This is a genomic window from Mesorhizobium sp. EU05-FHT14A09, from assembly GCF_058790995.1.
Window position 1 is genome coordinate 588,293 of the sequence record NZ_JBYTDF010000004.1, and the last position, 24,926, is coordinate 613,218.

The window sequence follows — 24,926 nt, forward strand, 5'->3', positions numbered from 1 at the left end:
CGTCATAGATTCTTTTTCGAGCCGGACCTCGCCCAGCATTCTCATTCCGACGGCCCAGGAGGTACCATCCGCTCCAGCCGGAGCGGATGGTACAAGGCGAAACCTATTCAGCTGCCTCTTCGGTCACCTCGAGTTTCATCTTGGCAGCCGGCTCGTGCCCGGGATCGTCGTGGAGCAGGAAGCCGCCCGACTGGCGCTGCCACAGCTGGGCATAGAGCCCGCCTTTGGCGACCAGTTCGTCATGCGAGCCTTCCTCGATGATGCGGCCCTGGTCCATCACCACCAGCCGGTCCATCGCTGCAATCGTCGACAGACGGTGCGCGATGGCGATCACGGTCTTGCCCTGCATCAGCTTGTACAGGTTCTCCTGGATCGCCGCCTCGACCTCTGAATCGAGTGCGGAAGTCGCCTCGTCCAGGATGAGGATCGGCGCGTCCTTCAGCATGACACGGGCAATCGCGATACGCTGGCGCTGACCGCCGGACAGCTTCACCCCGCGTTCGCCGACATGCGCATCGAAGCCCTTGCGCCCCTTCGCGTCGGACAGACCGCCAACGAAGCCAAGCGCTTCGGCACGCCGTGCCGCTTCGAGCATCGCCTCTTCGCCGGCATCGGGACGGCCATACAGGATGTTGTCGCGCACCGAACGATGCAGCAGCGAGGTGTCCTGTGTAACCATGCCGATATGCGCGCGCAGCGAATCCTGCGTAACGTCGGCGATATTGTCGCCGTCGATCAGGATGCGGCCGCCTTCCAGGTCGTAGAAACGCAGCAACAGGTTGACCAATGTCGACTTGCCGGCGCCCGAACGGCCGACGATGCCCACCTTTTCGCCTGGCTTTACCGTCAGCGAAAGGTTCTCGATGACACCCTTCTGCTTGCCATAGTGAAAGCGGATGTCGTCGAAACGGATCTCACCCTTGCGCACATCGAGATCGCCAGCACCTGGCTTGTCTTCGACGAGGCGTGGCATCGAAATCGAGCTGATACCATCCTGCACCGTGCCGATGTTCTCGAACAGCCCCGACACTTCCCACATGATCCATTGCGACATGCCGTAGAGGCGCAGGACAAGGCCGACGACCACCGCGACAGCACCAACCGTCACGATCTCATGCAACCAGAAGCCGATCGCCAACCCACCGATGGCGAGCAGCAGCGCCGAGTTCAGCAGATACACAACGATGTAAAACTTGCTGATCAGCCGTCCCTGCGCATAGGCAGTATCGAGGAACTCGGTCATGCCTTCGCGAGCGAAGTCGGATTCGCGCCGCCCATGCGAGAACAGCTTCACCGTCTGGATGTTGGTGTAGCTATCGACGATGCGGCCGGTCATCACCGACCGAGCGTCGGCCTGCGCCTCCGAGACCTTGCCGAGGCGCGGAACGAAATAACGCAGGGCGACAAGATAACCGCCGAGCCAGACCACTATCGGGGCAGCGAGACGCCAATCGGCCGAGCCGACGATGAAGAGCATGCCGAGGAAATAGACCACGACATAGTTCAGCACCTCGGCGAATTTCAGCACCGTCTCGCGTACCGCAAGCGCCGTCTGCATCAGCTTGGTGGCAATGCGTCCGGCGAACTCGTCCTGATAGAAGGCCATCGACTGCTTGAGCAGGTAGCGATGCACCTGCCAGCGAATGCGCATCGGATAGTTGCCGAACAGCGTCTGATAGGTGTTGAACGATGAAAGCGTGACCGCTGCCGGCAGCAGGATCGCAATCACCAGCGCCATTCCCGCCAGCTTCCACCATTCGGTCTGCAGGAAGGTTTCCCGGTTCTGTGCGGACAGCCAGTCGACGATGTGGCCGAGGAAGCCGAACATCCAGACTTCCAGGAAGGCGATCAACGCCATCAGCACGGTGGCCAGCAGCACGAACGGCCATGCGGGCTTGGTGAAATACCAGCAGAATGCCCACAGCGTTTTCGGCGGCTCAACCGGCTCCTCGGCCGGAAACGGATTCAGTTTCTTTTCAAACCAGCGGAACATGGTTTCGTACTCTAATAAAGAATGGGAGCGCGTGCAGCCTCAGGCTGCACGCGGCAAGGTCTCGCGATTATCTTCGGTTCGTAGCATTGCCGGACCGAGGTGGCGGGCGCCATCGATATGTGCACCCGAATGCCCGCTATCGACAACGCCGCGCTCTCCCTCCTGACAAGTCGTGGCAGGAGCTTCGGTTTTCACCAGGCGAGGCCGCAGCAACCGGATGAACCGACGCACCAGCGACGGCCGGCCGGGGGCCGGCACGGCGCGGGAAAAGTCGACGTCCGGCAGCATGCCACGATGCGGCCTGCGGCGAATTTCGGCATGGACCGCCGATGAGCGGGTCTCGCCGACCAGCAACGCCCAGGTCGCCAGTTTGCGATCGTGCAGGCTGCGGGAGCCCGGTATCTTAAAGGGATCGAACATAGGTCCGTCCTCCATTGAAAAGAAAAGGTCGAAAGATGGATTGCGGCCACCGGCGCAATGCGAGCCGGAGGTGCCAAATGGTTGAGACTGGTTAGTCTCGGATGGGACCGGAGGTCCCTTGGACAAGTGAGAAAACATCGCAGGATTCCCTTGGTTGCCGGAAAGAAGATCCGGCTGGAATCGGTGCGAGTGGGCCTAAAAAATTAGGAGAAATGTCGAACCGAGCCAGCCGTCGGGCATACGCCCCAGGCGAGAAAGCGTGCATTACGCATGGTCATCATTTCCATGAACGCCTCCGTCGGCTCGTGTTGACAATGCCGGCCTGATACACGCATTCGCAGAAAATGACCAGACGCCAGTCCGGCAATCGTCGAAACCATGGGATGCCTGTGGCCGATCTGCCACGCAACGAAAAGGATCCGCAAAAATGTCCCGTTGTTTCGCGGTCGGAACCTGCGACAGGATTTGAGAACGCCTTGAAATGAAACACGGCCTGCGCATCGCGCTCTACCAGCCGGATATCGCCGGCAATACCGGGACGATCCTTCGTTTTGCGGCCTGCATGGGACTTGCCGTCGATATCATCGAACCGGCCGGCTTCGACCTTTCCGATCGCAATCTCAGGCGCGCGGGCATGGATTATCTCGAAATGGCGGCGCTGACCCGCCACGTCGACTGGGCGAGCTTCGAAGACTGGCGCCGCACCGAGCAGCGCCGACTGGTGCTTCTGTCGACCAAGGCGGCCGTGCCTTACACCAATTTCGTTTTCGACAGGAACGATATCGTGTTGTTTGGGCGAGAATCGGCCGGCGTACCTGAAACCGTCCACACTGTTTCCCATGCCCGCCTGCTCATTCCGATGCAGGCTGGTGCGCGCAGCCTCAATGTCGCGCTTTCGGTAGCCATGGTCGCAGGCGAAGCGTTGCGGCAACTCGGTTGACCCGGCCCGCTTTGAACTTCCGTTCGATCCGCTCCTGCCGTCGGCGTGTTCCGAGACTCTGCGACGGAGCCCAATCTGTTCCAGACATCGCTCAAACCTTCGTTCGTCTGCCAAAGGTCATCGTTATAGAAGTTCAAGTGAACTTTAAGTCAAGCGACAAGGCCGACTTTGTTTTTCTCTTCAACGCTCTGATTGTCTGGTTTGAAGAACCTTCAATCGCTTTTTGGAGCGCCGGCGGCACTCAATCCGCCACCGGCAACCTGCGGATGGTGAACTCGATCACGTCACCCGGACGCTCGAACCAGCTCTCTATACTGGTCCAGTAGGCCTGTTTCGGCCAGCGTTCGAACCATTCCTTGGCTTTCAGCCTGGCATCGGTCCGTGGCAGCACAAAGGTTTCGCGTAGAAAACCGTCACGTGGCACAGCCTCGGCGCGGGCGCGATCCAGCCTCTTTTTAAGGCCATCCAGCGGTGGTCTTGATGGAGTACGCACAAAAGAACTCCTTGACCCAACTTCTCAAGAGATTAGGGATCGCGCCCGAAAAAGACGAGTCATTTGTCGGGCAACCATGCCCGCGAGCGGAGATGGCAGTTGGAAAGACCCGAAATACCGGTCGGCTTGCCGGCGGACATCGAAGACAGGAAGCAACGCGCACGGACCTGGTTTGAGGAGTTGCGCGATCGCATCTGCACCGCCTTCGAGGCGATTGAGGACGAACTGACAGGCCCGCAGTCGTCGTGGGCACCCGGGCGCTTCGAGCGTACCCCCTGGCAGCGCGACGAAGGCCGAGGCGGCGGCGGCGTCATGTCGATGATGCGCGGCCGCGTCTTCGAGAAGGTCGGCGTACACGCCTCGACTGTCTACGGCGAATTCTCGCCCGAATTCCGCAAGCAGATGCCGGGCGCCGAAGAAGATCCGAGTTTCTGGGCCAGCGGCATCTCGCTGATCGCGCATCCATGGAACCCGAATGTGCCCGCCGTGCACATGAACACGCGTATGGTCGTCACCTCCCGGCACTGGTTCGGCGGCGGCGCCGACCTGACGCCGGTGCTCGACCGTCGCCGCACACAGGACGATCCAGACACACTGCGTTTTCATCGGGCCATGCAATTCGCGTGCGAGAAAAACACCACCGTGGCTGATTACGCCAGGTTCAAGGACTGGTGCGACGAGTATTTCTTCCTGCCGCATCGCAACGAGGCGCGAGGCATCGGCGGCATCTTCTTCGACTGGCTCCACTCGTCGCAAGAGCAAGGTGGCTGGGAAGCGGACTTCCGCTTCGTGCAGGACGTCGGCCGCGCCTTCCTGGTCGTCTACCAGCATCTGCTGCGCGGCAATTTCAACGAGAACTGGACCGATGGCGACCGTGACGAGCAGTTGGTGCGGCGCGGCCGCTACGCCGAATTCAACCTGCTCTACGACCGCGGCACCCTGTTCGGACTGAAGACCGGCGGCAACGTCAATTCCATCCTGTCCAGTCTGCCGCCGCAGGTGAAATGGCCCTGATCCATTAGAGCGTTTCCGTTTTTTCACGGAAACGCGGAAACGCTCTAAGTTTTGTTTTCGCCGCGGTTTTGTAACGCCAAGTGTTTCCACTTGGCTACAAAATGCTCCGATCACAATATCCCCGTCCCGCCATTTTCAACGCAACCAAAATGGCGGGCGCGTGTTATGCTGGACGTTCCAGATGACGAGATAGGAGGACTCCGATGAAGGAATTTCATTGCGGCTCGCTGGTCCCCGGCTGCGAATGGCATACACGGGCAGACGAGGAAGCCGAAGTCATGCGCCGGGCCGTCGAGCATATGCGCGAGACCCATGGCGAGACCATTATCCGTGAAACCATGATCGAAGCGATCCGGTCCCGCATCGACAAGGTACGCGACGCGGCCTGATAGGGACGTGTCCTAGTCGGCTGCGAGCATTTCGGCGGCGCGTTCGAGCAGCGCGCCGCGGTCAGGCTGGAAGCCCTTGTTGAGCCACTCGCCTTCCAGGTTTTTCAGCAGGGTTCCGAATTTTGGCCCGGGTGGCACGCCGAGTGCCGCAATATCAGCGCCTTTGACCGGAAACACCGGTTTTTCCCACTTTTCCGAGAAGCTGAGCAAACGTGCGTAGCCGCCGGCGTCGGTCAACGCCTTATCGTCCGTCGCGACGCGCGCTCGCGCCGAAGCAAGCGACAGCTTCAGCCTGTCGGTGATGGCTTGCCGGTCGCCCAGATAGAGTGTCTTGGCCAACATGCCTTCCGTCATTTTCGCGTCGACAACCGGAGCGAGCGCCCAGCGCTGCAGCCGGTTTCCCTCGTCGGTTGAAAGACGCAGCCGCTCGGCGAGGATCTTCATGCGCGCGGCATCCGGCGGCACGATAGCCTCCAGCCTGAGCAGCGCCTGTCCGGGCCAGCCGAGATCGCGCTCGGCGGCAACCAGCCCGTGAATGGCGTCGATGCCCCATTTCTCGCTTTCGGGCAGGACGCGCGTCAGCACACCGGCCTGGCGCATCCACAGCAGCGCGCGCGAAGGGTCAGGCGCCGACAGCAGCTTCTTGAGTTCGGTCCAGACACGTTCCGCGGAGAGCCGGTCCAGTCCTTCCTTCAGCCGCGCACAAGCCTTGAGGCCATCGGCGTCCGGCCGCCCAGCCCCATACCAGGCGAAGAAACGGAAGAAGCGCAGAATGCGCAGATAGTCTTCACGGATGCGCTTTTCGGCGTCGCCGATGAAACGCAACTGACGAGACGCAATGTCAGCGATGCCGCCAACGAGATCGATCACGGTGCCGTCGGCCTTGGCATACAAGGCGTTGATGGTGAAGTCGCGGCGCTCGGCATCCGCCTTCCAGTCGCGGCCGAACCGCACCTTGGCATGACGCCCGTCTGTCTCGACATCGGCGCGCAGCGTCGTCACCTCATAGCCCTTGCCGGCGGCCACGACAGTGATCGTGCCGTGGTCGATGCCGGTCGGCACCGCCTTGAACCCGGCAGCTTTGGCGCGCCGCATCGTCTCGTCGGGCAAGTTGGTGGTGGCGACATCGATGTCGGCCACCGGCTCGCCGATCAACGCGTTGCGCACCGCACCGCCGGCAATGCGTGCATCCTCACCGTCGCTGGAGAGAGCTTCGAGCAGTCGCCTGAGATGCTTGTCCTTGAGCCAATCGGCCTTGTCAGCAATGGAGACCGCGCTCATCAAGCATACAGCCTTTCATAAAGCGTTCGGATGATGCCCGCCGTGACGCCCCAGATGCGCTGTCCGTCATAGGGCATTTCATAGAAGAACCATTCCAGGTCGTTCCAGAAACGGCTGTCGCGGCGATGGTTGGCCGGATCCATAAGGAAGGAGAGAGGCACTTCGAAGGCAGCATCGACCTCATCGCGGTTCAAGGTCAGCGTAAAGCCCGGCCGCACGATCGAAAGCACCGGCGCGATGCGGTAGCCGCTGCCGGAGACATAGTCCGGCATACGGCCGATGACCTCGATGAACTCGCGCCCGAGTCCGACCTCTTCGTCGGTTTCGCGCAACGCCGCGAATTCGGCGGAACGATCGCCGCTGTCGATGCGTCCGCCTGGAAAGGCGACCTGGCCGGTATGGCTGCGCAGCGTCTCAGCGCGTTTGGTCAGCAGCACCGTCGCCTGTGCGCCCCGGTCGACCACTGGGATCAGCACGGCGGCATCGCGCAACGGCTCGCCGCGCTTCAGGCGCGGGTGCCCTGGATTGAACCGATGATCGCCGTCTTCTTCCGGATGGACGATGAAATTTTCCTCGCGCGCCGCACGCATCCTGAAATCGGCGGCCGAAAAAACCGCGGGAACCGACTGATCCATCAGGCACTCAACTCCGCAAGCCGCGCCGCTGGCATGATCGGATATGTCTGTCCGTTCGAGCGCACCGCAAACATCGAAACATCGCCAACGTCGATCTCTTCGCCATGCCCGACCAGCTCATACATCACCGCGCGTGACACCAGGGCCTCCAGCCGGCCACGGACCAGCACATAAGGTTTCAGCCCACCGGTCTCTGCCTCATCCACGAAACGCAGCGGATTGGATGGGCCGACCTCGACGACATCGCCGACATTGGTGCGGAAAGTGATGACCTGGCCGTCCCCGGAGCCGGAGATATTGACTTCGACCGCTACGAAAGGAGCGTCGGCCACCCGTATGCCGACCCGTTCGACAGGCGTGACCAGATAGGTCCTGCCGTCATCGTCCTTGCGCAGAACGGTGGAGAACAGCTGCACCAGCGGCATGCGGCCTATCGGCGTACCGAGATAGAACCAGGTACCGTCCTGCCGGATCTCCATGTCGATGTCGCCGCAGAAAGGCGGATTCCAGCGCTCCACCGGCGGCAATCCCTTGCCGGCGCGGGCTGCACGGGCGACCAGCGCCTCCAGTCCGCGCGCATCGGCGACGGCTGTCATGCTGTCAGGCGTTTGTCCGGAAGCTTCGGTCATCGTCACGAAATAGTCACTGTTGTTGCGCTTGTCAGCCGTACACGGTCAAATAAGCTCGGGACCAGCGCCCGGCGACGGCCGAATCGCCGCATAATGCACGCTGAAATGATGCGGGCCAGTGTTCACAACACAAGGCTGTCCCAACGACAAGGATCGATGCCTGATGAGCGTGATAGTCAAGGAAAGCCCGATCGACGAGAAGCAGATGATCGCCGAAGCGGAAAAGGCGCTCTCCGACATCTCGCGCGTCCGTGACGGCGTCGGCAAGGTCATCTTCGGACAGGAAAGCGTCATCGAACGCACCTTGGTGGCGATTCTGGCCGGTGGCCACGCTCTGCTGGTCGGCGTGCCTGGCCTTGCCAAGACCAAGCTGGTCGAGACGCTGGGCGTCGTCCTGGGTCTCGACGCCCGCCGCGTTCAGTTCACGCCGGACCTTATGCCTTCCGATATCCTGGGCTCGGAAGTGATGGAGCAGGATGACATCGGCAAGCGTTCCTTCCGGTTCATTCGCGGCCCGATCTTTGCGCAATTGCTGATGGCGGACGAGATCAACCGCGCCTCCCCCCGCACGCAATCTGCACTGCTGCAGTCGATGCAGGAATACCATGTCACCATCGCTGGCGCCCGCCACGACCTGCCCGCGCCGTTTCATGTGCTCGCCACGCAGAACCCGCTGGAGCAGGAAGGCACATACCCGCTGCCCGAGGCACAGCTCGACCGCTTCCTGATGCAGGTCGACATCCTCTACCCCGAGATCGAGGCCGAACGGCGCATCCTGCTCGAGACGACCGGCATCGACGAAGCCAAGCCCGAAAACGTGCTCGACCCGGCAAGATTGCGTGACATCCAAACCTTGATCCGCCGTATGCCGGTGCCCGAAAGCGTTGTCGAGGCGATCCTCAAACTGGTGCGCTCGGCCCGTCCGGGCCAGGGCGACGCTGAGACCGACAGGAACATTGCCTGGGGCCCCGGCCCGCGTGCCAGCCAGGCATTGACGTTGTGTGCCCGCGCCCGCGCGCTCTACGATGGTCGCCTTGCCCCATCCGTCGACGACGTCAGGGCGCTGGCCGAACCGGTATTGCAGCACCGCATGGCGCTGACTTTTGCGGCGCGCGCGGAAGGCATGAGCGTACGCGATGCGGTGGCAAAGCTGATCAAGGGACTTTAGGTAACAGCCTGATGGTTAGGATAGGCGAGGCTCAGGCACCGGTCGCCGCGCGGGATGCGCTGGCCAGGGGACGCTTGCGCGCTTCGCTGGTGCCGGATCTGCTGATCGAGGCTCGCCGCATCGTCAACACCGTGATCGCAGGCTGGCATGGCCGCCGCAAACGCGGCATCGGCGAGGATTTCTGGCAGTTCCGGCCCTATGTCGAAGGCGAAGCCATTGCCAACATCGACTGGCGCCGCTCGGCGCGTGACGACCATATCTATGTGCGCGACCGCGAATGGGAAGCCGCCCATACCGTTTGGTTGTGGGCCGACCCCTCCTCGTCCATGCTCTACAAATCGGCGGGTGCCAAGGTTTCCAAACAGTCGCGCGCACTGGTGCTGACGCTGGCGATGGCCGAGTTGCTGTCGCGTAGCGGCGAGCGCATCGCCTGGCCTGGGCTCATCGATCCGTTCATCAACCGGAACGGTGCCGAGCGCATCGCCTCCCATCTGGTTCAGGCCACCCTGTTGCCGCCCAAGCCGGATTTCTCCGGCGTCCGTCGCTTCTCCGACGTCATCCTGGTCAGCGACTTCCTCGATCCAGCCGAAGAAACGCTTGAATGGCTGGATGGCCTGGCGCGCCGCGGTGCTCGTGCGCATCTGGTCGAGGTGGTGGATCCGGCCGAAGAGACTTTCCCCTATGCCGGCCGTACGGAATTCACCGACCCCGAGACCGGCGCCAAGCTCACTGCAGGCCGCGCCGAGATCCTGGCCGACGAGTATCGCAACCTCTATCTCGCCCGCCGCGAGGCGGTCGCCGCCTGGGCGAAACGCCTGGGCTGGAGCTATACCGTCAACCATACCGACCGCCTGGCCTCCGAAGCACTGGTCGGCCTGCATATGGCATTGAGTTCCGACGACAGCCATCTCGGAAGGGTTGGCGCATGAGCTGGCTTCCGCTCTCCTTCGGCGCGCCAATGGTGCTGTGGGGACTGATTGTCCTGCCCATCATCTGGTGGCTGCTGCGCTTCACGCCACCCAAGCCGCAGACGGAAGTGTTTCCGCCCCTCAGGATCCTGGCCCGGGTTCTGAAATCCGACGACACGCCGAACCGTAGCCCATGGTGGCTGACGCTGCTCAGGCTGGTGATGGCGGCGCTGGTCATTTTCGCCCTCGCCGACCCGGTGTGGAACCCGCGCGAGCGCATCCCCGTCGGCGGCAATTTGCTCGCCCTCGTCATCGACAATGGCTGGGCAAGCGCTCCGGACTGGGACAAGCGCGTTGCGACCGCGGGTCGCCTGATCAATGACGCCGAGAAGAAGAATATGCCGGTCATCCTGGCGTTCACGTCGGAGAAGGCCAACCAGGAAATCGGTCCGTACAGTGCCGGTGAAGCACGCAGCCGTCTCAACGCTGTGAGGCCCCGCCCCGTACCGGTCGATCGCGAAGGTGTCTTTCTGGCGGTCGGCAACACGATCGGCGACAAGACCGGCGTTACGCTGGCTCTGCTGACCGACGGTCTCGCCACGAAAGACGATGCCAAGGCTTTCACGCCCCTGCTTGAACGCAAGCTGGCCAACATCGTCTGGGCGACGCCCGATCGCCTCGACATCGTCGGGCTCACGGCCGCCGACAACGGCCTCGATCGCTTCAGCGTCACGGCGGTGCGCGCGCCATCTGGCGCAACGCCCCGCCGCATGACCGCCGGAGCTTTCGATGAAAAAGGCCGCCGCATCGGAGACGCCGCCATCACTTTCCGGCCGGGGGAAACGACGGCATCCGGCGAGATCGCCGTTCCCTTCGAGCTGCGCAATGATTTTGCTGCCATTGCTCTCGATGGCGAAAACCAGGCGGCCGGCGTGAGGTTGTTGGACGGCACAGCCAAACGCCGGCGTGTCGGGCTGCTGTCCCAGGCACCGGCAGACGACACGCGGCAACTGCTCTCTCCGCTTTATTACATCCGCCGCGCATTGGAGCCTTCGGCCGATATCATCGAGCCGAAAAGCCCGGACCTGCTGCAGGCCATTCCGGAGCTCCTCGAACAGAAGCCCGCCGTCATCGTGATGGGTGACGTCGGCACGGTGCCGGATGCGACGCGCGAACCACTGATCAAGTGGATGCAGAACGGCGGCACCCTGATCCGGTTCGCCAGCACACGGCTGCTCAGCGCCGGCAATGACGAAGACTTGCTGCCGGTGAAACTGCGGCTGGGCGAGCGTCAGCTCGGCGGCGCCTTGTCCTGGACCGAACCGCAGAAGGTCACCGAGTTCCCGCCCAACGGTCCGTTCGCAAAGCTCGCGCCGCCGATGGACGTCACGGTGACGCGCCAGATCCTCGCGGAACCCACGCCAACGCTTGCCGAACGCACCTGGGCCACACTGGCTGACGGAACCCCACTGGTGACGGCGGATCGCCGCGGCAAGGGCATCGTCGTCCTTTTCCACGTCACACCTGCAGCAACCTGGTCGAACCTGCCGATTTCGGGCAGTTTCGTGGAAATGCTGCGGGCGATCGTCCAGCTTTCGCGCAATCAGGGTGCCGCCGGCACGACCGCGGAAAGCGGACTGGCTGCATCACTGCCGCCGTACAGGATGATCGCTGCGGATGGGCAGATCGGAACGCCAACGGGTGAGGCAAAGCCATTGCAGACCGGCAAAGCACCGCTTGCCGTGACGATCGAGAACCCGCCGGGCCTGTACGGCACCGAGGACGGCGTATTCGCGCACAACCTTTTGACGGGCGACGCCACGCTTATGCCGATCACCAAGCCGACGACATCGGTTCCCATGATTACCGAAAGCTACGCCGTCGACGAATCGCGCGACATGAAAGGACCGCTGTTGTTCGGTGCGCTCGCCCTGTTGATCCTGGATGGCCTGATCGTGCTCTGGCTAGCCGGTCTCTGGCGCCGCAATGCCCGGCGCCTCACTACGGCTGCCCTGGCATTGATCGTGCTTCCCGCACTGTTCCTGCCGGTTCCGCCTGCGTCAGCAAACGATGCGAAACCCGACGACCCTCAGGCGATCGAGGCCACTTCGGTGACCCGTCTCGCCTATGTCCTGACCGGCAACTCCAGCATCGATTCCGTCAGTCGGGCTGGCATGGCCGGACTGACCCGTTTCCTGCGCGAGAAGACCGCGCTTGAGCCGGGAGAACCGACCGGCGTCAACGTCGAGAACGACGACCTGGCGTTCTACCCGCTCATCTACTGGCCGGTCGACGCCAATGTCCCGGCACCGTCACAAGCGGCTGTAGCCCGCATCGATGAGTACATGAAGAATGGCGGGACCATTCTGTTCGACACGCGCGACCAGTATGCAGTTTCACTCGAGACATCGACCAGTCCGGCGACCCTGCGTCTGCGCGAGATCCTCGGCAATCTCAACATACCGCCGCTTGAGCCGGTACCGTCCGATCATGTGCTGACCAAGTCGTTCTACATCCTCAACGATTTCCCGGGACGTTTCGCCGGCAGCCCGCTCTGGGTGGAAGCTTCGCTGGAAGCGACAAACCCCGACAACCGCCCGGTACGAACGGGAGACGGCGTTACCCCGATCATGATCACCGCCAACGATTTCGCCGGCGCGTGGGCGGAAGATGCCAGCGGCAGCCCGCTGTTGCCGACGGTCCCTTCAGACGCGATGCAGCGCGAACTGGCATTCCGCTCGGGCGTCAACATCATGATGTACATGCTTACCGGCAACTACAAATCCGATCAGGTCCACGTACCGGACCTGCTGCAGCGGCTTGGGCAGTGACATGAACTGGTCGGTCGCTTTCGAACCCCTGCTCTCCTGGCCGTTGCTGGCTGCAATCCTGCTGCCACTCGCCCTGATCGCAGGCGCCGGCCTGTGGTTTCGGCAGCGCGGCGCCTATCTGCGCCTGACCGCGCTCGCCGCCTTTGCCCTCGCCCTCCTGAACCCTGTCCTGCTCGACGAAGAGCGGGAAGCGCTGAAAAGCGTCGTCGCGGTCGTCGTCGACCGCAGCCAGAGCCAGGATATCGGCGATCGCAAGGCACAAACGGACGCGGCGCTGGCGGGCCTGAAAGAACGGATCGGCCGCTTCAAGCAATTCGACATTCGTGTCGTCGAGGCTGGCAAGAGCGGAGCAGCCGAGGAACGCACCGAAACACGGCTGTTCTCGGCATTGAACGGCGCACTGCGTGACGTGCCGCCCTCGCGTGTCGCCGGTGCAGTGATGATCACGGACGGCGAGGTGCACGATGTGCCGGCCGGACGTTCAGACCTCAACGCGCCGCTGCATGCGCTGATCACCGGTCGCGAGGGCGAGAAGGATCGCCGCGTCCGCTTCGACAAGGCCCCGCGCTTCGGTTTGGTCGGCAAGCCGCTCGATATGACCTATCGTGTCATCGCCACCGACGGCGCAACCGGCCCTGTGGAAGTGCGCGTCTCCGTCAATGGCCAGCAGGTCGCTGTCGAGCGCGCCTTCATTGGCCAGGAAATGCCGCTGCAGGTGACAATCCCGACCGCCGGCCGCAACATCGTCGAGCTTGCCATCCCGAAGGAAGACGGCGAACTGACCGACGTCAACAACCGCACGATCGCGCTGGTCGACGGCATCCGCGAGAACCTGCGCGTCCTGCTCGTCTCCGGAGAGCCGCATGCCGGCGAACGCACCTGGCGCAATCTGCTGAAATCCGACGCTTCGGTGGATCTGGTTCATTTCACCATCCTGCGACCACCGGAAAAGCAGGATGGCACGCCGATCAATGAACTGTCGCTGATCGCCTTTCCCGTCCGCGAATTGTTCGTGGAGAAGATCAACGAATTCGATCTGATCATTTTCGACCGCTATCAGCATCGCGACGTGCTGCCGACCCTCTATTACGACTACATCACCGAGTATGTCGAAAAGGGCGGCGCGCTGCTCATCGCCGCGGGCCCCGAATATGGCGGTCAGGCCACGATCGCGCGCACCCCTTTGATGGGGGCCCTGCCCGGCATGCCGACAGGTGAAGTGATCGACAAGGCCTTCTATCCACGCCTGACCGATCTGGGCGAGCGCCACCCCGTGACCCGCGGTCTCGACGGCTCGCAGATGAACCCGCCTCGCTGGGGTCGCTGGTTCCGCACCATCGGCATCGACAGGCCGGAGGGCGAAGTTGTCATGAAGGGCGCTGATGATCGCCCGCTGCTGGTGCTCGACCGCAAGGGCGAAGGTCGCGTCGGCATGCTGTTGTCCGACCAGGGCTGGCTGTGGGCACGTGGCTTCGAAGGCGGCGGTCCCTATGTGCAGCTCTATCGCCGCATCGCGCACTGGCTGATGAAGGAGCCCGAACTGGAAGAGGAGCGCCTGACCTCGGAGGGTCGAGGCATGACGCTCGAAGTCCGCCGCCAGACCATGAGCGAGGACCCCGGCACAGCACGCATCATCACCCCTTCCGGCAAGGCTCTGACGATCAAGCTGCAGAAGTCTGACCCCGGTATCTTCACCGGCAGTGTCGAAGTCAGCGAAATCGGCCTCTATCAGGTTGCCAGCGGCGACCTCACCGCACTCGCGCATGTCGGCCCGGTCAACGCGCCGGAATTCGGCGACGTCGTCTCGACGGAAAGCAGGTTGAAATCCGCAACCGAGGCCACCGGCGGCAGCGTGCGGCGTGTGGCAGCCGGCGCCGGCAGCGATGTTGCCTTGCCCTCGGTCGTGCCGATCAGGGACCAGGCCGAAGCGGCTGGCCGGGATTGGATCGGACTGCGGACCACCGACGACAGCGTGCTGAAGGCGGTCTCACGTGTCCCGCTTTTCGGTGGCTTCCTTGGCCTCGGTCTGCTGCTCCTGGCAATGGGCAGCATGTGGTACCGCGAGGGTCGTTAGCGAGTTACGTGCTGCGGTGCAGGCGGCAGGAAAACCATCTGCCGCGATCGAAACAAAAAGGCCGCTCTCCAGATACCGGAGGCGGCCTTTTCTCTTCAACGGGAAATGTCTCAGGCCTGCTTGGCCATGTGAGCGTGATGTCTGCGGGCGTGATGACGGCTGTGCTTGCGGGCGTGATGCTTGCCGGCATGGTGCCTCTTGTGAGCCACGTTGTGATGGCGATGATGCTTCTTGTGTACGACATGCCTTGCGACTTCGGCAGCGTTGGCCGAGGTGGTGCCAAGAGCAGGCGCCGCGAAAGCGAGCGCGACAGCAAGACCGAGGGCAGAGAGGATGGACTTCTTCATGGGAGTTGTTCCTGGTTGCGCGGGCCTGTCCGGAGGCGTCGCCGAGGGGCGGCAACCACCAGTCTTCAAGATCCCTGGTGCTGGGGCGGAACAGCGGGCAGCCATCAGGCTTGACCCGTTCTGCGCGTCGAAGCGCCTATCCGCTGTGGCCCGCATGGCCGCGGCGGGGTCTCAAACGAAACCGTCTAGAGCAATCCCAGGAAAAGTGCGTAGCGGTTTTCCGGCCGGAATTGCGCATAAACAAAGAGTTAGAGCGGTTCCGCGTTTCCGAACGGAAACGCTCTAGTTGGCAAGGCCGCCTTCGTGAGGGGGTGCGAAGACGGCCTCGAGGTCGCCAGGACGAATTACATCGTCTTCTTGGCTTCGGCCTTCTTGGCAGCCTTCTTGTGCTTCTTCACCTTCTTGACCGCCATCTTTTCGACCGGCTTCTTGGCGGTCGTGGTGGCGGTAGCCGCCGGGGCAGCCGCTGGGGCAGTCGTCGTGGTCGTTGCGGTCGCGGAGGCAGCGTTGGCAGCGGAAGTGCCGAGAACCGGCATCGAGAAGGCGAGAGCGACGGAGAGGCCGAGAGCGGAGAGAAGGGTCTTTTTCATGATCGACTTTCCTTTGTTCGCAGGCTGGTTTCGAGTGTTACTGACTGGAATCGTCCGGTGTCACTCCAAGGAGCTTCAGCGCGTTGGCAAAAGTCCGGATTCCCTGCGCCTGCTTGTGGTCGGCACAGTACCGGGTCGCCTTTTTCTGGAGCACCTTTGCCTGGGCGACCTGCACCGCCTGGGCGTGGTTTTCGATGGCCTCGTCGAGTTGCCGACTTAGCCGGTTGCAACGTTCGCTTCGGGTGATCGCCGCTTCCGCGCTCGAATGTCCTGCACCGAGCATGGCGAGCGAAATGCCAAACAGCGCTCCCATCCATCGATACGAACGTCTTTGCATGGCCGGGCTCTGATCTCCCTGTTGCGAGGCGCCGCGACCGGTGTTCTGGCCGCTGCGGATATCGTTATGCCATTGATTTTTTTCGGGAGTTTTTCTGGCTTGTTGAATTTTGTTTCTGGATTGTTTCTGGAGCAATTCCAGGAAAAGTGTGCAACGGGTTTTCCGTCAGGAATTGCGTAAAAACAAAGAGTTAGAGCATTTCCGCGTTTCCGTGAAAAACGGAAACGCTCTAGCTGCATTTTGTCGATCCGCTGGCCAAGACACCTGAGCGGTCCTATCCTATATGACGCAAATCACGACCTCCCCACCGGTCGAGAGACCAGACCAGAAGACAGGCATTGAGTGAAAACCGATCCGCATATTCTCATCGTCGACGACGACAAGGGCATCCGCGATCTGCTGCAGGAATTCTTCGAGAAACGCGGCCTTCGTACCTCGGTGGCGCGCGACGGCACCGAGATGGAAACCATCATGCGGCGCGGTCATTTCGACCTGGTTGTCCTCGACGTGATGCTGCCCGGCAAGAGCGGCCTGGAGCTCTGCCGTGACCTGAGAAGCGCCAACCAGGACATCCCGATCATCATGCTGACGGCAGTCAACGAGACGACGGACCGCGTCGTCGGTCTCGAAATGGGAGCCGATGACTATCTGCCGAAACCCTTCGACCCGCGCGAGCTTCTGGCGCGCATCCGGGCCGTGTTGAGGCGTAACAGCGGTGCCGTCGAGGCGAAGCGTCTGCCATCCCGGCAGATCTACCATTTTGCCGGCTGGATCATGGATTGTTCCCGTCGCAGCCTGGTGGCGCCCGGCGATGTGCGGGTGGAACTGACCGCTGCCGAATTCAATCTGCTGCACACGTTCGTCAAGAGCGCTCAGCGCGTTCTGACCCGTGATCAGCTCATCGAGCTTTCCGGTGGCGACGGCGCCATCGCCTACGACCGCAGCATCGACATCCTGGTCAGCCGTTTGCGTCGCAAGATGGAAGACGATCCGAAAACGCCGCAGTTGATCCAGACGGTGCGCAGCGGCGGCTATCAGTTCATTCCAGAGACCGTCAGCGAATGAAGCGTTTCCTGCCTCAGACCCTCCCCGCCTGGGTCCTGTTGGTGGTGATCGCCAGCCTGCTCGTCAGCCAGGTCGCGACGCTTTACATCGTTGCGCGCGATCGAGCTGCGGCTTCCGACGTCGTCGACTATTACCGTCTGAACGACCGAGCTTTCGCCGTCGTGCAGTTGCTTTATTCGGCGACGCCCGTGGATCGCAAGCGCATGGCGTCCGGTGTTGCAAGCACCAGCTATGCGCTGACGGTTTCGGACACACCGGTCGTCGCTTCGTCGATTGCGCAGGACGACCAGTTGGCGGAGCTGGAAGATATCCTGGTCAGCCGCCTGTCGCGTTTCGGTGTCACGGAAGCCAGGGTCCGGCGCGACGCCGCCACCGAGTCCGAAAAGCCGCCGCGCAGGCCCGGCACCGACATCGGCCAGGTCGAGAAGGACCTGCTGACCCTCTCCGCCGGTTTTGCGCACAGCGACAAGCTCACCGCCTCCATCCAGTTCTCCGACGGCCAATGGCTGAACTTCACCGAGCCGATCATCCCGCCGGGACCCGTTTTGAGCCCAGAGAGCCTGCCGCTCTACGCCATCATGGCCGGGCTGGTCGTCGTCATGTCGGTCTGGTCCATCCGTCGCCTGACTGCCCCCTACAGGATCATGGAAACGGCGGTGAGACGCATCAGCAAGGATCTGAAAAGCCCACCGGTTTCCGAAGCTGGCAGCCGCGAGATCAGAACCGCGGCGCGCGCCATCAATGGGATGCAGTCACGGTTGCGAGAGTATGTCGAGGATCGCGAACAGCTGGCGGCCGCACTGGCGCACGACCTGCGCACGCCACTCACCCGCATGCGCCTGCGCCTCGCGCTCCTGCGCAAATCCAAGCTGCGTGAAGACCTTGCCAGGGACCTCGCCGATATCGAGGACATCGCCCGCTCCGTCATCGACTTCGCCACCTTCGAGGTCGCCGACGAAAAAAGCGAGCGCATCGATTTCGTATCGCTGGTGGAGTCGATTGCCGATGGCTTCCCGGACGTGACGCTCGACGACAACGGGCTGCCCTCGCGTGAATTGATCTGCAGGGCGAGACCGGTCGCGCTCAGGCGTTGCGTCACCAACCTTGTCCAGAATGCGGTGACCTATGGCCAGCGGGCACAACTCAGCCTGCACCATTCGAACAACCAGGTTGCGCTGGTGATCCGCGACGAAGGTCCCGGCATTCCGCAGGCCAAGCTGGATGCCGTGTTCAGTCCGTTCATCCGGCTGGAGAAATCACGCAATCGCGAAACCGGCGGTCTGGGCCTTGGATTGACGATCGCCCGCAACATCGCGCGCGCCGCCGGCGGCGAAATCTACCTGTCAAACCACCCCGAAGGCGGGCTTCAGACTGAATTGCGCCTGCCGCTGGCCACCTAGAGCGTTCTGCTTTTCGCGGGAATCGCTCTAGGCCGTCCGAGTTGCCGTCGGGCGGCGAAAATAGGCGCTGGCGTCGCTGCGATAGGCGAAGATGACGCCGCCCCAGACAGCCGCGATATGCAGGACGCGGCTGACGATCATAGACCACATCGCGATGCCGGCCTCACTGAGGAAGCTTGACGCATTGCCGCCATCAGCAACCCACATGACCGGCTCCAGCACCAGTGAAAGTGTGCCCAGGCCACCATAGATCAGCGTCAGCAGATGCCGCGCCACGTTCGAACCGCGCAGCATGAAGGTCGCCAGCGAAAACAGCAGGACATAGGCGCAGACACGAACAGCGAGCTCGGTGCCGCTTTCGGAAATGGCCTGCATCGGGCCACGCGGGTCACTCAAGAAACGGGCGGCCAGCTCGGTCAGCGCGGTAACGATCGCGACGATCCAGAACCAGTAGGCGACACGAACCGAAGCAGGAGCATTCCGGGCACTCATCTCATCCCCTCCCAGGAGACCGGCCCTCCCAGGAGACCGGACGAGCGATATGGGTCGAAACCGAAAACCAGCAAGCCTGCCCTGGCCCAATGGACCATGGAATGGCAAGCCCTGGCACAACATACTTGTATACGAATACGCTGCGGAGCCAGCCCGCAGCGGCGACTTTCAAAGCATTCGCCTTGCGATGGCCTAGCGTCGCAGGACGGCCGAAAGCACGTCGCGGATACCGATGGCACCAACGAACCGGGACTGGTCGTCGAACAGCGCGACCGGCGCCGTCTGCGAACGATGCATGGCCAGCATCACGGTCTTCAACGAGGTTCCGGGCGTTGCCCAGAACACCTGCGAAGCCTCGTCCGGCTGGCGTTCCACATCGGCGCAGGAAATCCAGACCGCCGGCTTGCCGTCGCGTTCCGCTGCGGCCACCAGCCCGTGGCTGTCGATCTTGAACCGTGTCGTCTTGCGCCGGTCGAGCCAGATCCAGCCGTCATCCGTGGTTTCGAGGTCCCGGCGATCCCGCATGACGTTCCAGGCGGTCAGGACGGAAAGCGGATTCACATTGGAAATGAACTCGCGCACATAATCGTTGGCCGGCTTCAGCACGATGTCTTCCGGCGGGCCGGATTGCACGATGCGCCCGCCCTCCATGATGGTGATCGTGCTGCCGATCTTGAGCGCTTCCTCGAGGTCGTGGCTGACGAAGATGATCGTCTTCTTCAGCGTCTTCTGCAGTTGCAGCAATTCATCCTGCAGCTTGGTGCGGATCAGCGGATCGAGCGCCGAAAACGGCTCATCCATCAAGAGGATCGGCGCTTCGGTGGCGAAGGCGCGTGCCAGGCCGACACGCTGCTGCATGCCGCCGGACAGCTCATGCGCATATTTCTTCGCCCAGGGCTCGAGATTGACGAGCTTGAGCTGCTTCTCCACACGCATCTTGCGTTCAGCTTCCGGCACGCCGGCAAGTTCGAGGCCGAGACCGACATTCTCCTCGACAGTGCGCCAGGGCAGAAGACCGAACTGCTGGAACACCATGGCGACCTGATGCTGGCGCAGCTGGCGCAAAGTCGCCTCGTCGCAGGAGACGACATCGACCATGCCGTCGCCGTTCTTCACCATCACCTGGCCGCGGCTGACTATGTTGAGCCGGTTGACGGCGCGCAGCAGCGTCGACTTGCCGGAACCCGACAAGCCCATCAGCACCGAGATCTCACCTTCATTGACGGTGAGGTTGGCTCCGGCACAGCCCAGCACATTGCCGGTCTGTTCCAGGATCTCGGCGCGGGTGGCTCCCTTGTCGACCAGAGCCAATGCATCGCGGGTGTCGGGGCCGAAGACGATATCGACGTTCTTGAAATCGACGGCGACGGTCATTTCTTGCCTCCCACGCCGATACGCGTCATGCGGTCGAGCACGATCGCCAGCACCACGATGGCAAGGCCGGCTTCAAGTCCGAGATCGATCTTGCGCGAACCCAGCGCGCGGTTGATTTCCGTGCCGAGACCGCCTGCGCCGATCAGTGCGGCAAACACCACCATCGACAGCGACAGCATGATGCACTGCGTCAGCCCGGCCATGATGGTCGGAAGTGCCGCCGGCAGCTCGACCTTCCAAAGCAGCTGGCGCTTGGTTGCGCCAAAGGCTTCACCTGCCTCGATGATCGCTTTCGGCACCGAAGTGACACCGAGATGGGTAAGACGCACCGCCGTCGGGATGACAAAGATGATGGTGACGATCAGGCCCGGCGCGTTGCCGAGGCCGAACAGGGTGAGCACCGGGATCAGATAAACGAAGGTCGGCAGCGTCTGCATCAGGTCGAGCACCGGCAACATGACCTTGTAGACCTTTGGCTTGTGAGCGGCCCAGATGCCGAGCGGCACGCCGATCGCCATCGAAGCGGTTGCAGCGGCCACGACCAGCACGAGTGTCTGCACGGTCTGCTTCCACAGGCCCTGGTTGATGATGAAGAGCAGGCTGAGAAGCACGCCGATCGCCAGCGCCTTGGAGCGCTGCAGCCACCACGCCAGCAGCGCGATCAGCAGCACGACGACCACCGGCGGCATTATCAGCAGCAGATTGACGATGCCGTCGAGCAGCGTATTCAGGCCGTTCGAGAAGCCACGGAAAATGGTGTTGAAGTTGTCGGTGAGGAACGTGAAGAACGCTTTTCCCCACAAGCCGACCGGTATTTTCCAGGCGACCAGGAAATTCGAAACGGGATCCATCTGCCCTCCCTCGTCATGCCTCCGTCCCACCCCCGGGGCATGGTTATCTTGTCACAGCCTGCAAAAAAGGGCAGCCCCCGACGGACGGCTGCCCTATCCGATCGCCCGCAAGAGCGATTGCGGTCAGCCGCCGATCGCGCTCTTCACGGCAGCGGCGGCATCGCCGCCATCGAAGGTCGTCACGCCGGCAAGCCAGGGCGTCGCTGCGTCCGGGTTCTTTTTCAGCCACTCCTTGGCGACGTCATTGGCATTGCCGCCCTTGAGGATGCCGTCCATCATCTGGCCTTCCATATCCAGATTGAACTTCAGGTTCTTGATGAAGGCACCGGCATTCGGGCATTCCTGCAGATAGCCCTTGCGAACGTTGGTGGAGACGGTCGCCGCGCCGAAGCCAGAGTCGCCCATGCCATCGAGATAGGTGATCTTCATGGCACCCATCACCGGATGCGGCGTCCAGCCAAGGAAGGCGATCCACTTGTTTTCCTTCATCGACTGCTCGGCCTGCGTCAGCATGCCAGCCTCCGAGGATTCGACCAGTTCGAAGCCCTGCAGGTTGTCAGCAGGATTCTTGATCATGTCGAGGATGATGCGGTTGCCGTCATTGCCCGCCTCAATGCCGTAGATCTTGCCCTCGAACTTGTCCTTGAACTTGCCGAGGTCGGTCAGCGTCTTCACGCCACCTTCCGCGACATAGGTCGGCACGACGAGGCCATAGCCGGCACCCGAAAGGTTCTCCGAAATGGTCTCGACCGAGCCGTCGGCGGTGTAGTCCTTGATGTCGTTGGTCATCGACGGCATCCAGTTGCCGAGGAAGACGTCGAGGTCCTTGTTCTTCAGCGAGGCATAGGTGACCGGCACCGAGAGCTGGATGACCTCCGGCTCATAGCCCAGCGCGGTCAGCAGCACGGATGCGACGCCCGTGGTCGCCTGGATGTCGGTCCAGCCGACATCGGACAGACGCACCTTCTTGCAGCTTTCGGCGTCGCCGGCGAACGCCGCGCTGGTGGACAGCAAGGCAGCCAGACCGAATCCTGCGACGATAGACTTCATGCGCAACATGAACTTTCTCCCATTGTGTTTGTTTGGCGAAGCGGATTCCTGCGCCTGGCCTTGTTACGTCAGCCAAACACCATTCTTGTGCCGTTTCAAGCACCACGAGATACGATTGACGGCGCGCATTGGCCGATCAGCGACACGGCCGAGCTTTTTTGGTGGACGGCCAAACTGCCCCCTCCCCGCCGCCTGCAACTTCTGCATAAAGGGTCATGGCCAAGCTTTACTTCAACTATGCAACCATGAACGCCGGCAAGACGACCATGCTCTTGCAGGCCTCATACAATTACCGCGAGAGCGGCATGACGACGATGCTGTTCGTGGCTGGCCACTACCGCAAGGGCGACACCGGCTTCATCTCCTCGCGCATTGGCCTGGAAGCGGAAGCCGAAATGTTCCGCGCCGGCGACGATCTCTATGCCCGCATCGCCGAGCATCATGAGCACACCACCGTGCATTGTGTCTTCATCGACGAGGCGCAGTTCCTCGAAGAGGAGCAGGTGTGGCAGCTCGCCCGGGTTGCCGACCGGCTTGGCATTCCGGTGATGTGTTACGGCTTGCGCACCGATTTCCAGGGTAATCTCTTCACCGGCTCACGCGCGCTGCTGGCCATCGCCGATGACCTGCGCGAAGTGCGCACCATCTGCCGCTGCGGACGCAAGGCGACGATGGTCGTGCGCCTCGGCGCCGACGGCAAGGTTGCCCGGCAAGGCGAGCAGGTGGCGATCGGCAAGGATATCTACGTTTCGCTTTGCCGCCGTCACTGGGAGGAGGAGATGGGCCGTGCCCAGCCGGACGACTTCATCGGCTTCTCGCGCCCCTGACACTGGCCGCGCTCCGCTTGGGCCATAGGCTGTGACCAAGAGTACCATGGCCGTTCGACTGCGGCTGCTGCTAGGTTGACCTCCTCAGTGACTTCCGAGGAACAATCATGAAACGCCAGGCACTCGGCCCAGCCATCGCCATTCTCGCCACGCTCACCGCCCTGCCCGCACTGGCGGATGGTGATGCTGTCGCCGGCAAGAAGGTCTTCAACAAATGCGTCGCCTGCCATGACGCCACCTCCGAGAAAGACAAGCTCGGGCCGCATCTGCTCGGTGTCATCGGCCGCACCGCCGGCACCGCGCCGAGCTACGCGGCAAAATATTCGCCAGCCATGAAGGATGCCGGCGGCGCCGGTCTCGTCTGGGACGAGACCTCGCTCGCCGATTATCTGCGCAGCCCGAAACAGAAAGTGCCAGGCAACAAAATGGCCTATGCGGGCCTCAAGGACGATGCCGAAATCGCCAATGTCATCGCCTATCTGAAAGCCGATCCGAAGCCGTAACGCCGGCACGAGCCTCGCAAGCATCGCCGCGAGAGATCATCATGCTCGCGGCGAAAGCAGAGCAAGCGTCTTTCAATCGCCAATTGCCCCACATATATTCGTCTCTGGCTGCCACGCGCAGTTTTAGGTTTGCCACCGCTAGGGGGATCTGATGGCGACATTGCAAAACTTCGACAGCGAAATTGCCAAGACCAGGCAGGTTGTTGAAGACATGCGTTCCAAGATCGAGCAATCGGGTACCGTGCTCGACACGTTCGCCAAGGCTGATCAGAAGATCGGCGATGCCAATTTCGATATCGAGAATGCCCGCATCCAGGACGTTCTCAAGCAGCAGAAGACGATGGAAGCCAACATCGCCGATCTCATCATCGGCCTTGAGGATGCGACCAACGTGTTCGGCTCCGAATTCGAGAGCATGAAGAACTACACCGGCTGGGAAAGCTTCGTCGGTATCTTCTCGGCCCAGAAGAAGCAGCGCATGCGCACCGACCGTGTCCGCAACATGTCGCTTGCCGGCAACCTGCAGGAGCTTCTGGCCAAGTCCGACACGATCGTCGGCATCCTGAAAGCCCAGAAGGAAGTGCTCGACCAGCGCTACAAGACTTCCGAGGCCAGCCTTTCGCAGGTGATCGAGCGCCGCAAGGCGACCATGACGGAACTCGAAGCCGTGCAGAAGCGCATCCAGGAACTCAACCCGCTGCTGCTCGACATCGAAAACAAGATCGCCGCCTCGACCAGCCAGAAGGAGCGCACAGCGCTGGAGAGCGAGCGCACCAAGCTCGCCACCGAATACAACGAGCGCCAGGCCAAGGAGCAGGAACTGCTGGCGGCCAGCCAGACGCTGGAACGCTACACCTCCATGTTCCAGACCTTCGTGGACTCGCTGAACAACCAGATCGCCGCACAGTCGACGCTGATCAACAAACTGACCATCGATACCGAACAGCGCATCGTTCTGTACAAGGCGCTGGAAGATTCATTGAAGACGGCTGCCCAGCAGGATGTCGCGCACAAGATCAACACGCTTGGCTCGCAGGTGGACACCACGGCCGAGGAAACAATGGCCGGCATCGGCGCTGCCGCCCAGAAGCACATTGGCGACCTGCTCGAAATGCATGAGAAGAACATGGTGGCGACCGCTGACATCCAACGCCGCAAGAAGCTGGCCGACGATGCCTTCGCGCGCCGCTTCGACGAGGTCATGAAGAAGCACAACTCAGCGAATTATGTGCAGTCCTGACCGCAGACGGCAGGATTGTTCGCGCTTATCAATGCCCTCTCGTAACCCCAACCGCGCTTTTGCTCCTTTCGCCGC

At 62.1% G+C, this 24,926-nt stretch carries 25 protein-coding genes; 12 read left to right on the forward strand and 13 right to left on the reverse strand.

Annotated elements, in window-relative coordinates; all coding sequences use genetic code 11:
- Positions 1 to 103: 103 nt before the first annotated feature.
- Positions 104 to 1,993 (reverse strand): ABC transporter ATP-binding protein, encoded by a 1,890-nt coding sequence (locus AC3WTO_RS17855; RefSeq protein ID WP_492462081.1) that lies wholly within the window; start codon positions 1,991 to 1,993, stop codon positions 104 to 106.
- Between the two features lie 39 nt (positions 1,994 to 2,032).
- A complete protein-coding gene (locus tag AC3WTO_RS17860; protein ID WP_492558424.1) occupies positions 2,033 to 2,413 on the reverse strand; it encodes a hypothetical protein in 381 nt (126 codons plus the stop codon).
- A gap of 481 nt (positions 2,414 to 2,894) precedes the next feature.
- On the opposite strand from AC3WTO_RS17860, the gene AC3WTO_RS17865 reads away from it, so the two are divergent.
- Complete coding sequence (locus AC3WTO_RS17865; protein ID WP_492462082.1) at positions 2,895 to 3,353, forward strand: tRNA (cytidine(34)-2'-O)-methyltransferase; 459 nt, start codon at positions 2,895 to 2,897, stop codon at positions 3,351 to 3,353.
- A gap of 241 nt (positions 3,354 to 3,594) precedes the next feature.
- On the opposite strand, the gene AC3WTO_RS17870 is transcribed toward AC3WTO_RS17865, so the two are convergent.
- Positions 3,595 to 3,846 (reverse strand): hypothetical protein, encoded by a 252-nt coding sequence (locus AC3WTO_RS17870; RefSeq protein ID WP_492462083.1) that lies wholly within the window; start codon positions 3,844 to 3,846, stop codon positions 3,595 to 3,597.
- A gap of 99 nt (positions 3,847 to 3,945) precedes the next feature.
- On the opposite strand from AC3WTO_RS17870, the gene hemF reads away from it, so the two are divergent.
- Together hemF and AC3WTO_RS17880 are read left to right on the forward strand one after the other, a co-directional pair.
- On the forward strand, positions 3,946 to 4,860 hold the full coding sequence (gene hemF / locus AC3WTO_RS17875; RefSeq protein ID WP_492462084.1) for an oxygen-dependent coproporphyrinogen oxidase: 915 nt from the start codon (positions 3,946 to 3,948) through the stop codon (positions 4,858 to 4,860).
- 203 nt (positions 4,861 to 5,063) lie between these two features.
- Positions 5,064 to 5,249, forward strand: a complete 186-nt coding sequence (locus tag AC3WTO_RS17880; RefSeq protein ID WP_129413804.1) for a DUF1059 domain-containing protein — start codon at positions 5,064 to 5,066, stop codon at positions 5,247 to 5,249.
- A gap of 12 nt (positions 5,250 to 5,261) precedes the next feature.
- Here the strand turns inward: AC3WTO_RS17880 and AC3WTO_RS17885 are convergent, their stop codons facing one another.
- From AC3WTO_RS17885 to AC3WTO_RS17895, 3 genes are read right to left on the reverse strand one after another with little or no spacing between them, the layout of a single operon-like run.
- Positions 5,262 to 6,530, reverse strand: coding sequence for a CCA tRNA nucleotidyltransferase (locus AC3WTO_RS17885; protein ID WP_492462085.1), 1,269 nt, complete (start codon positions 6,528 to 6,530; stop codon positions 5,262 to 5,264).
- Complete coding sequence (locus tag AC3WTO_RS17890) at positions 6,530 to 7,165, reverse strand: CoA pyrophosphatase (RefSeq protein WP_492462086.1); 636 nt, start codon at positions 7,163 to 7,165, stop codon at positions 6,530 to 6,532. The genes AC3WTO_RS17885 and AC3WTO_RS17890 overlap by 1 nt, the downstream gene beginning before the upstream one ends.
- Positions 7,165 to 7,794: a DUF1285 domain-containing protein gene (locus AC3WTO_RS17895; RefSeq protein WP_492462123.1), complete on the reverse strand. Its 630-nt coding sequence runs from the start codon at positions 7,792 to 7,794 to the stop codon at positions 7,165 to 7,167. Before AC3WTO_RS17895 ends, AC3WTO_RS17890 begins: the two co-directional genes overlap by 1 nt.
- Positions 7,795 to 7,957: 163 nt before the next feature.
- Here AC3WTO_RS17895 and AC3WTO_RS17900 point away from each other — a divergent pair, with 163 nt between their 5' ends.
- The 4 genes from AC3WTO_RS17900 to AC3WTO_RS17915 are packed head-to-tail and all read left to right on the forward strand — an operon-like array spanning position 7,958 to position 14,775.
- A complete protein-coding gene (locus AC3WTO_RS17900) occupies positions 7,958 to 8,962 on the forward strand; it encodes an AAA family ATPase (RefSeq protein ID WP_492462087.1) in 1,005 nt (334 codons plus the stop codon).
- An 11-nt stretch (positions 8,963 to 8,973) separates the two neighbouring features.
- Positions 8,974 to 9,891, forward strand: a complete 918-nt coding sequence (locus AC3WTO_RS17905) for a DUF58 domain-containing protein (RefSeq protein WP_492462088.1) — start codon at positions 8,974 to 8,976, stop codon at positions 9,889 to 9,891.
- Positions 9,888 to 12,701, forward strand: coding sequence for a DUF4159 domain-containing protein (locus tag AC3WTO_RS17910; RefSeq protein WP_492462089.1), 2,814 nt, complete (start codon positions 9,888 to 9,890; stop codon positions 12,699 to 12,701). Before AC3WTO_RS17905 ends, AC3WTO_RS17910 begins: the two co-directional genes overlap by 4 nt.
- Position 12,702: 1 nt before the next feature.
- Positions 12,703 to 14,775 carry a hypothetical protein gene (locus tag AC3WTO_RS17915; protein ID WP_492462090.1) on the forward strand — a complete coding sequence of 691 codons (2,073 nt, stop codon included), beginning with the start codon at positions 12,703 to 12,705 and terminating at the stop codon, positions 14,773 to 14,775.
- A gap of 110 nt (positions 14,776 to 14,885) precedes the next feature.
- Here the strand turns inward: AC3WTO_RS17915 and AC3WTO_RS17920 are convergent, their stop codons facing one another.
- The 3 genes from AC3WTO_RS17920 to AC3WTO_RS17930 all read right to left on the reverse strand — a co-directional run bounded on the left by AC3WTO_RS17920 (position 14,886) and on the right by AC3WTO_RS17930 (position 16,184).
- Positions 14,886 to 15,122 carry a hypothetical protein gene (locus AC3WTO_RS17920; protein WP_492462091.1) on the reverse strand — a complete coding sequence of 79 codons (237 nt, stop codon included), beginning with the start codon at positions 15,120 to 15,122 and terminating at the stop codon, positions 14,886 to 14,888.
- Between the two features lie 344 nt (positions 15,123 to 15,466).
- Positions 15,467 to 15,712 carry a hypothetical protein gene (locus tag AC3WTO_RS17925; protein WP_492462092.1) on the reverse strand — a complete coding sequence of 82 codons (246 nt, stop codon included), beginning with the start codon at positions 15,710 to 15,712 and terminating at the stop codon, positions 15,467 to 15,469.
- A gap of 37 nt (positions 15,713 to 15,749) precedes the next feature.
- Complete coding sequence (locus AC3WTO_RS17930; protein ID WP_492462093.1) at positions 15,750 to 16,184, reverse strand: hypothetical protein; 435 nt, start codon at positions 16,182 to 16,184, stop codon at positions 15,750 to 15,752.
- Positions 16,185 to 16,391: 207 nt separating this feature from the next.
- Here AC3WTO_RS17930 and AC3WTO_RS17935 point away from each other — a divergent pair, with 207 nt between their 5' ends.
- Entirely contained in the window at positions 16,392 to 17,114 is a 723-nt protein-coding gene (locus AC3WTO_RS17935) for a response regulator (protein WP_492462094.1), read from the forward strand.
- Positions 17,111 to 18,514 (forward strand): ATP-binding protein, encoded by a 1,404-nt coding sequence (locus AC3WTO_RS17940; RefSeq protein ID WP_492462096.1) that lies wholly within the window; start codon positions 17,111 to 17,113, stop codon positions 18,512 to 18,514. Before AC3WTO_RS17935 ends, AC3WTO_RS17940 begins: the two co-directional genes overlap by 4 nt.
- Before the next feature lie 27 nt (positions 18,515 to 18,541).
- Here AC3WTO_RS17940 and AC3WTO_RS17945 read toward each other — a convergent pair whose 3' ends face one another.
- The 4 genes from AC3WTO_RS17945 to choX form a co-directional block, all read right to left on the reverse strand.
- Positions 18,542 to 19,006, reverse strand: coding sequence for a hypothetical protein (locus tag AC3WTO_RS17945; RefSeq protein WP_492462097.1), 465 nt, complete (start codon positions 19,004 to 19,006; stop codon positions 18,542 to 18,544).
- 192 nt (positions 19,007 to 19,198) lie between these two features.
- Positions 19,199 to 20,380, reverse strand: a complete 1,182-nt coding sequence (choV, locus tag AC3WTO_RS17950) for a choline ABC transporter ATP-binding protein (RefSeq protein WP_492462098.1) — start codon at positions 20,378 to 20,380, stop codon at positions 19,199 to 19,201.
- The gene (gene choW, locus AC3WTO_RS17955) at positions 20,377 to 21,231 is read right to left on the reverse strand and encodes a choline ABC transporter permease subunit (RefSeq protein ID WP_492462099.1); all 855 of its coding nucleotides are present in this window, start codon (positions 21,229 to 21,231) and stop codon (positions 20,377 to 20,379) included. The genes choV and choW overlap by 4 nt, the downstream gene beginning before the upstream one ends.
- A gap of 123 nt (positions 21,232 to 21,354) precedes the next feature.
- Complete coding sequence (gene choX, locus AC3WTO_RS17960; protein ID WP_492462100.1) at positions 21,355 to 22,290, reverse strand: choline ABC transporter substrate-binding protein; 936 nt, start codon at positions 22,288 to 22,290, stop codon at positions 21,355 to 21,357.
- A gap of 206 nt (positions 22,291 to 22,496) precedes the next feature.
- On the opposite strand from choX, the gene AC3WTO_RS17965 reads away from it, so the two are divergent.
- The 3 genes from AC3WTO_RS17965 to AC3WTO_RS17975 all read left to right on the forward strand — a co-directional run bounded on the left by AC3WTO_RS17965 (position 22,497) and on the right by AC3WTO_RS17975 (position 24,851).
- Complete coding sequence (locus AC3WTO_RS17965; RefSeq protein ID WP_492462101.1) at positions 22,497 to 23,108, forward strand: thymidine kinase; 612 nt, start codon at positions 22,497 to 22,499, stop codon at positions 23,106 to 23,108.
- Positions 23,109 to 23,215: 107 nt separating this feature from the next.
- Positions 23,216 to 23,611 carry a c-type cytochrome gene (locus AC3WTO_RS17970; RefSeq protein ID WP_492462102.1) on the forward strand — a complete coding sequence of 132 codons (396 nt, stop codon included), beginning with the start codon at positions 23,216 to 23,218 and terminating at the stop codon, positions 23,609 to 23,611.
- 151 nt (positions 23,612 to 23,762) lie between these two features.
- Complete coding sequence (locus AC3WTO_RS17975; protein ID WP_492462103.1) at positions 23,763 to 24,851, forward strand: hypothetical protein; 1,089 nt, start codon at positions 23,763 to 23,765, stop codon at positions 24,849 to 24,851.
- The last annotated feature ends 75 nt before the right edge of the window (positions 24,852 to 24,926 follow it).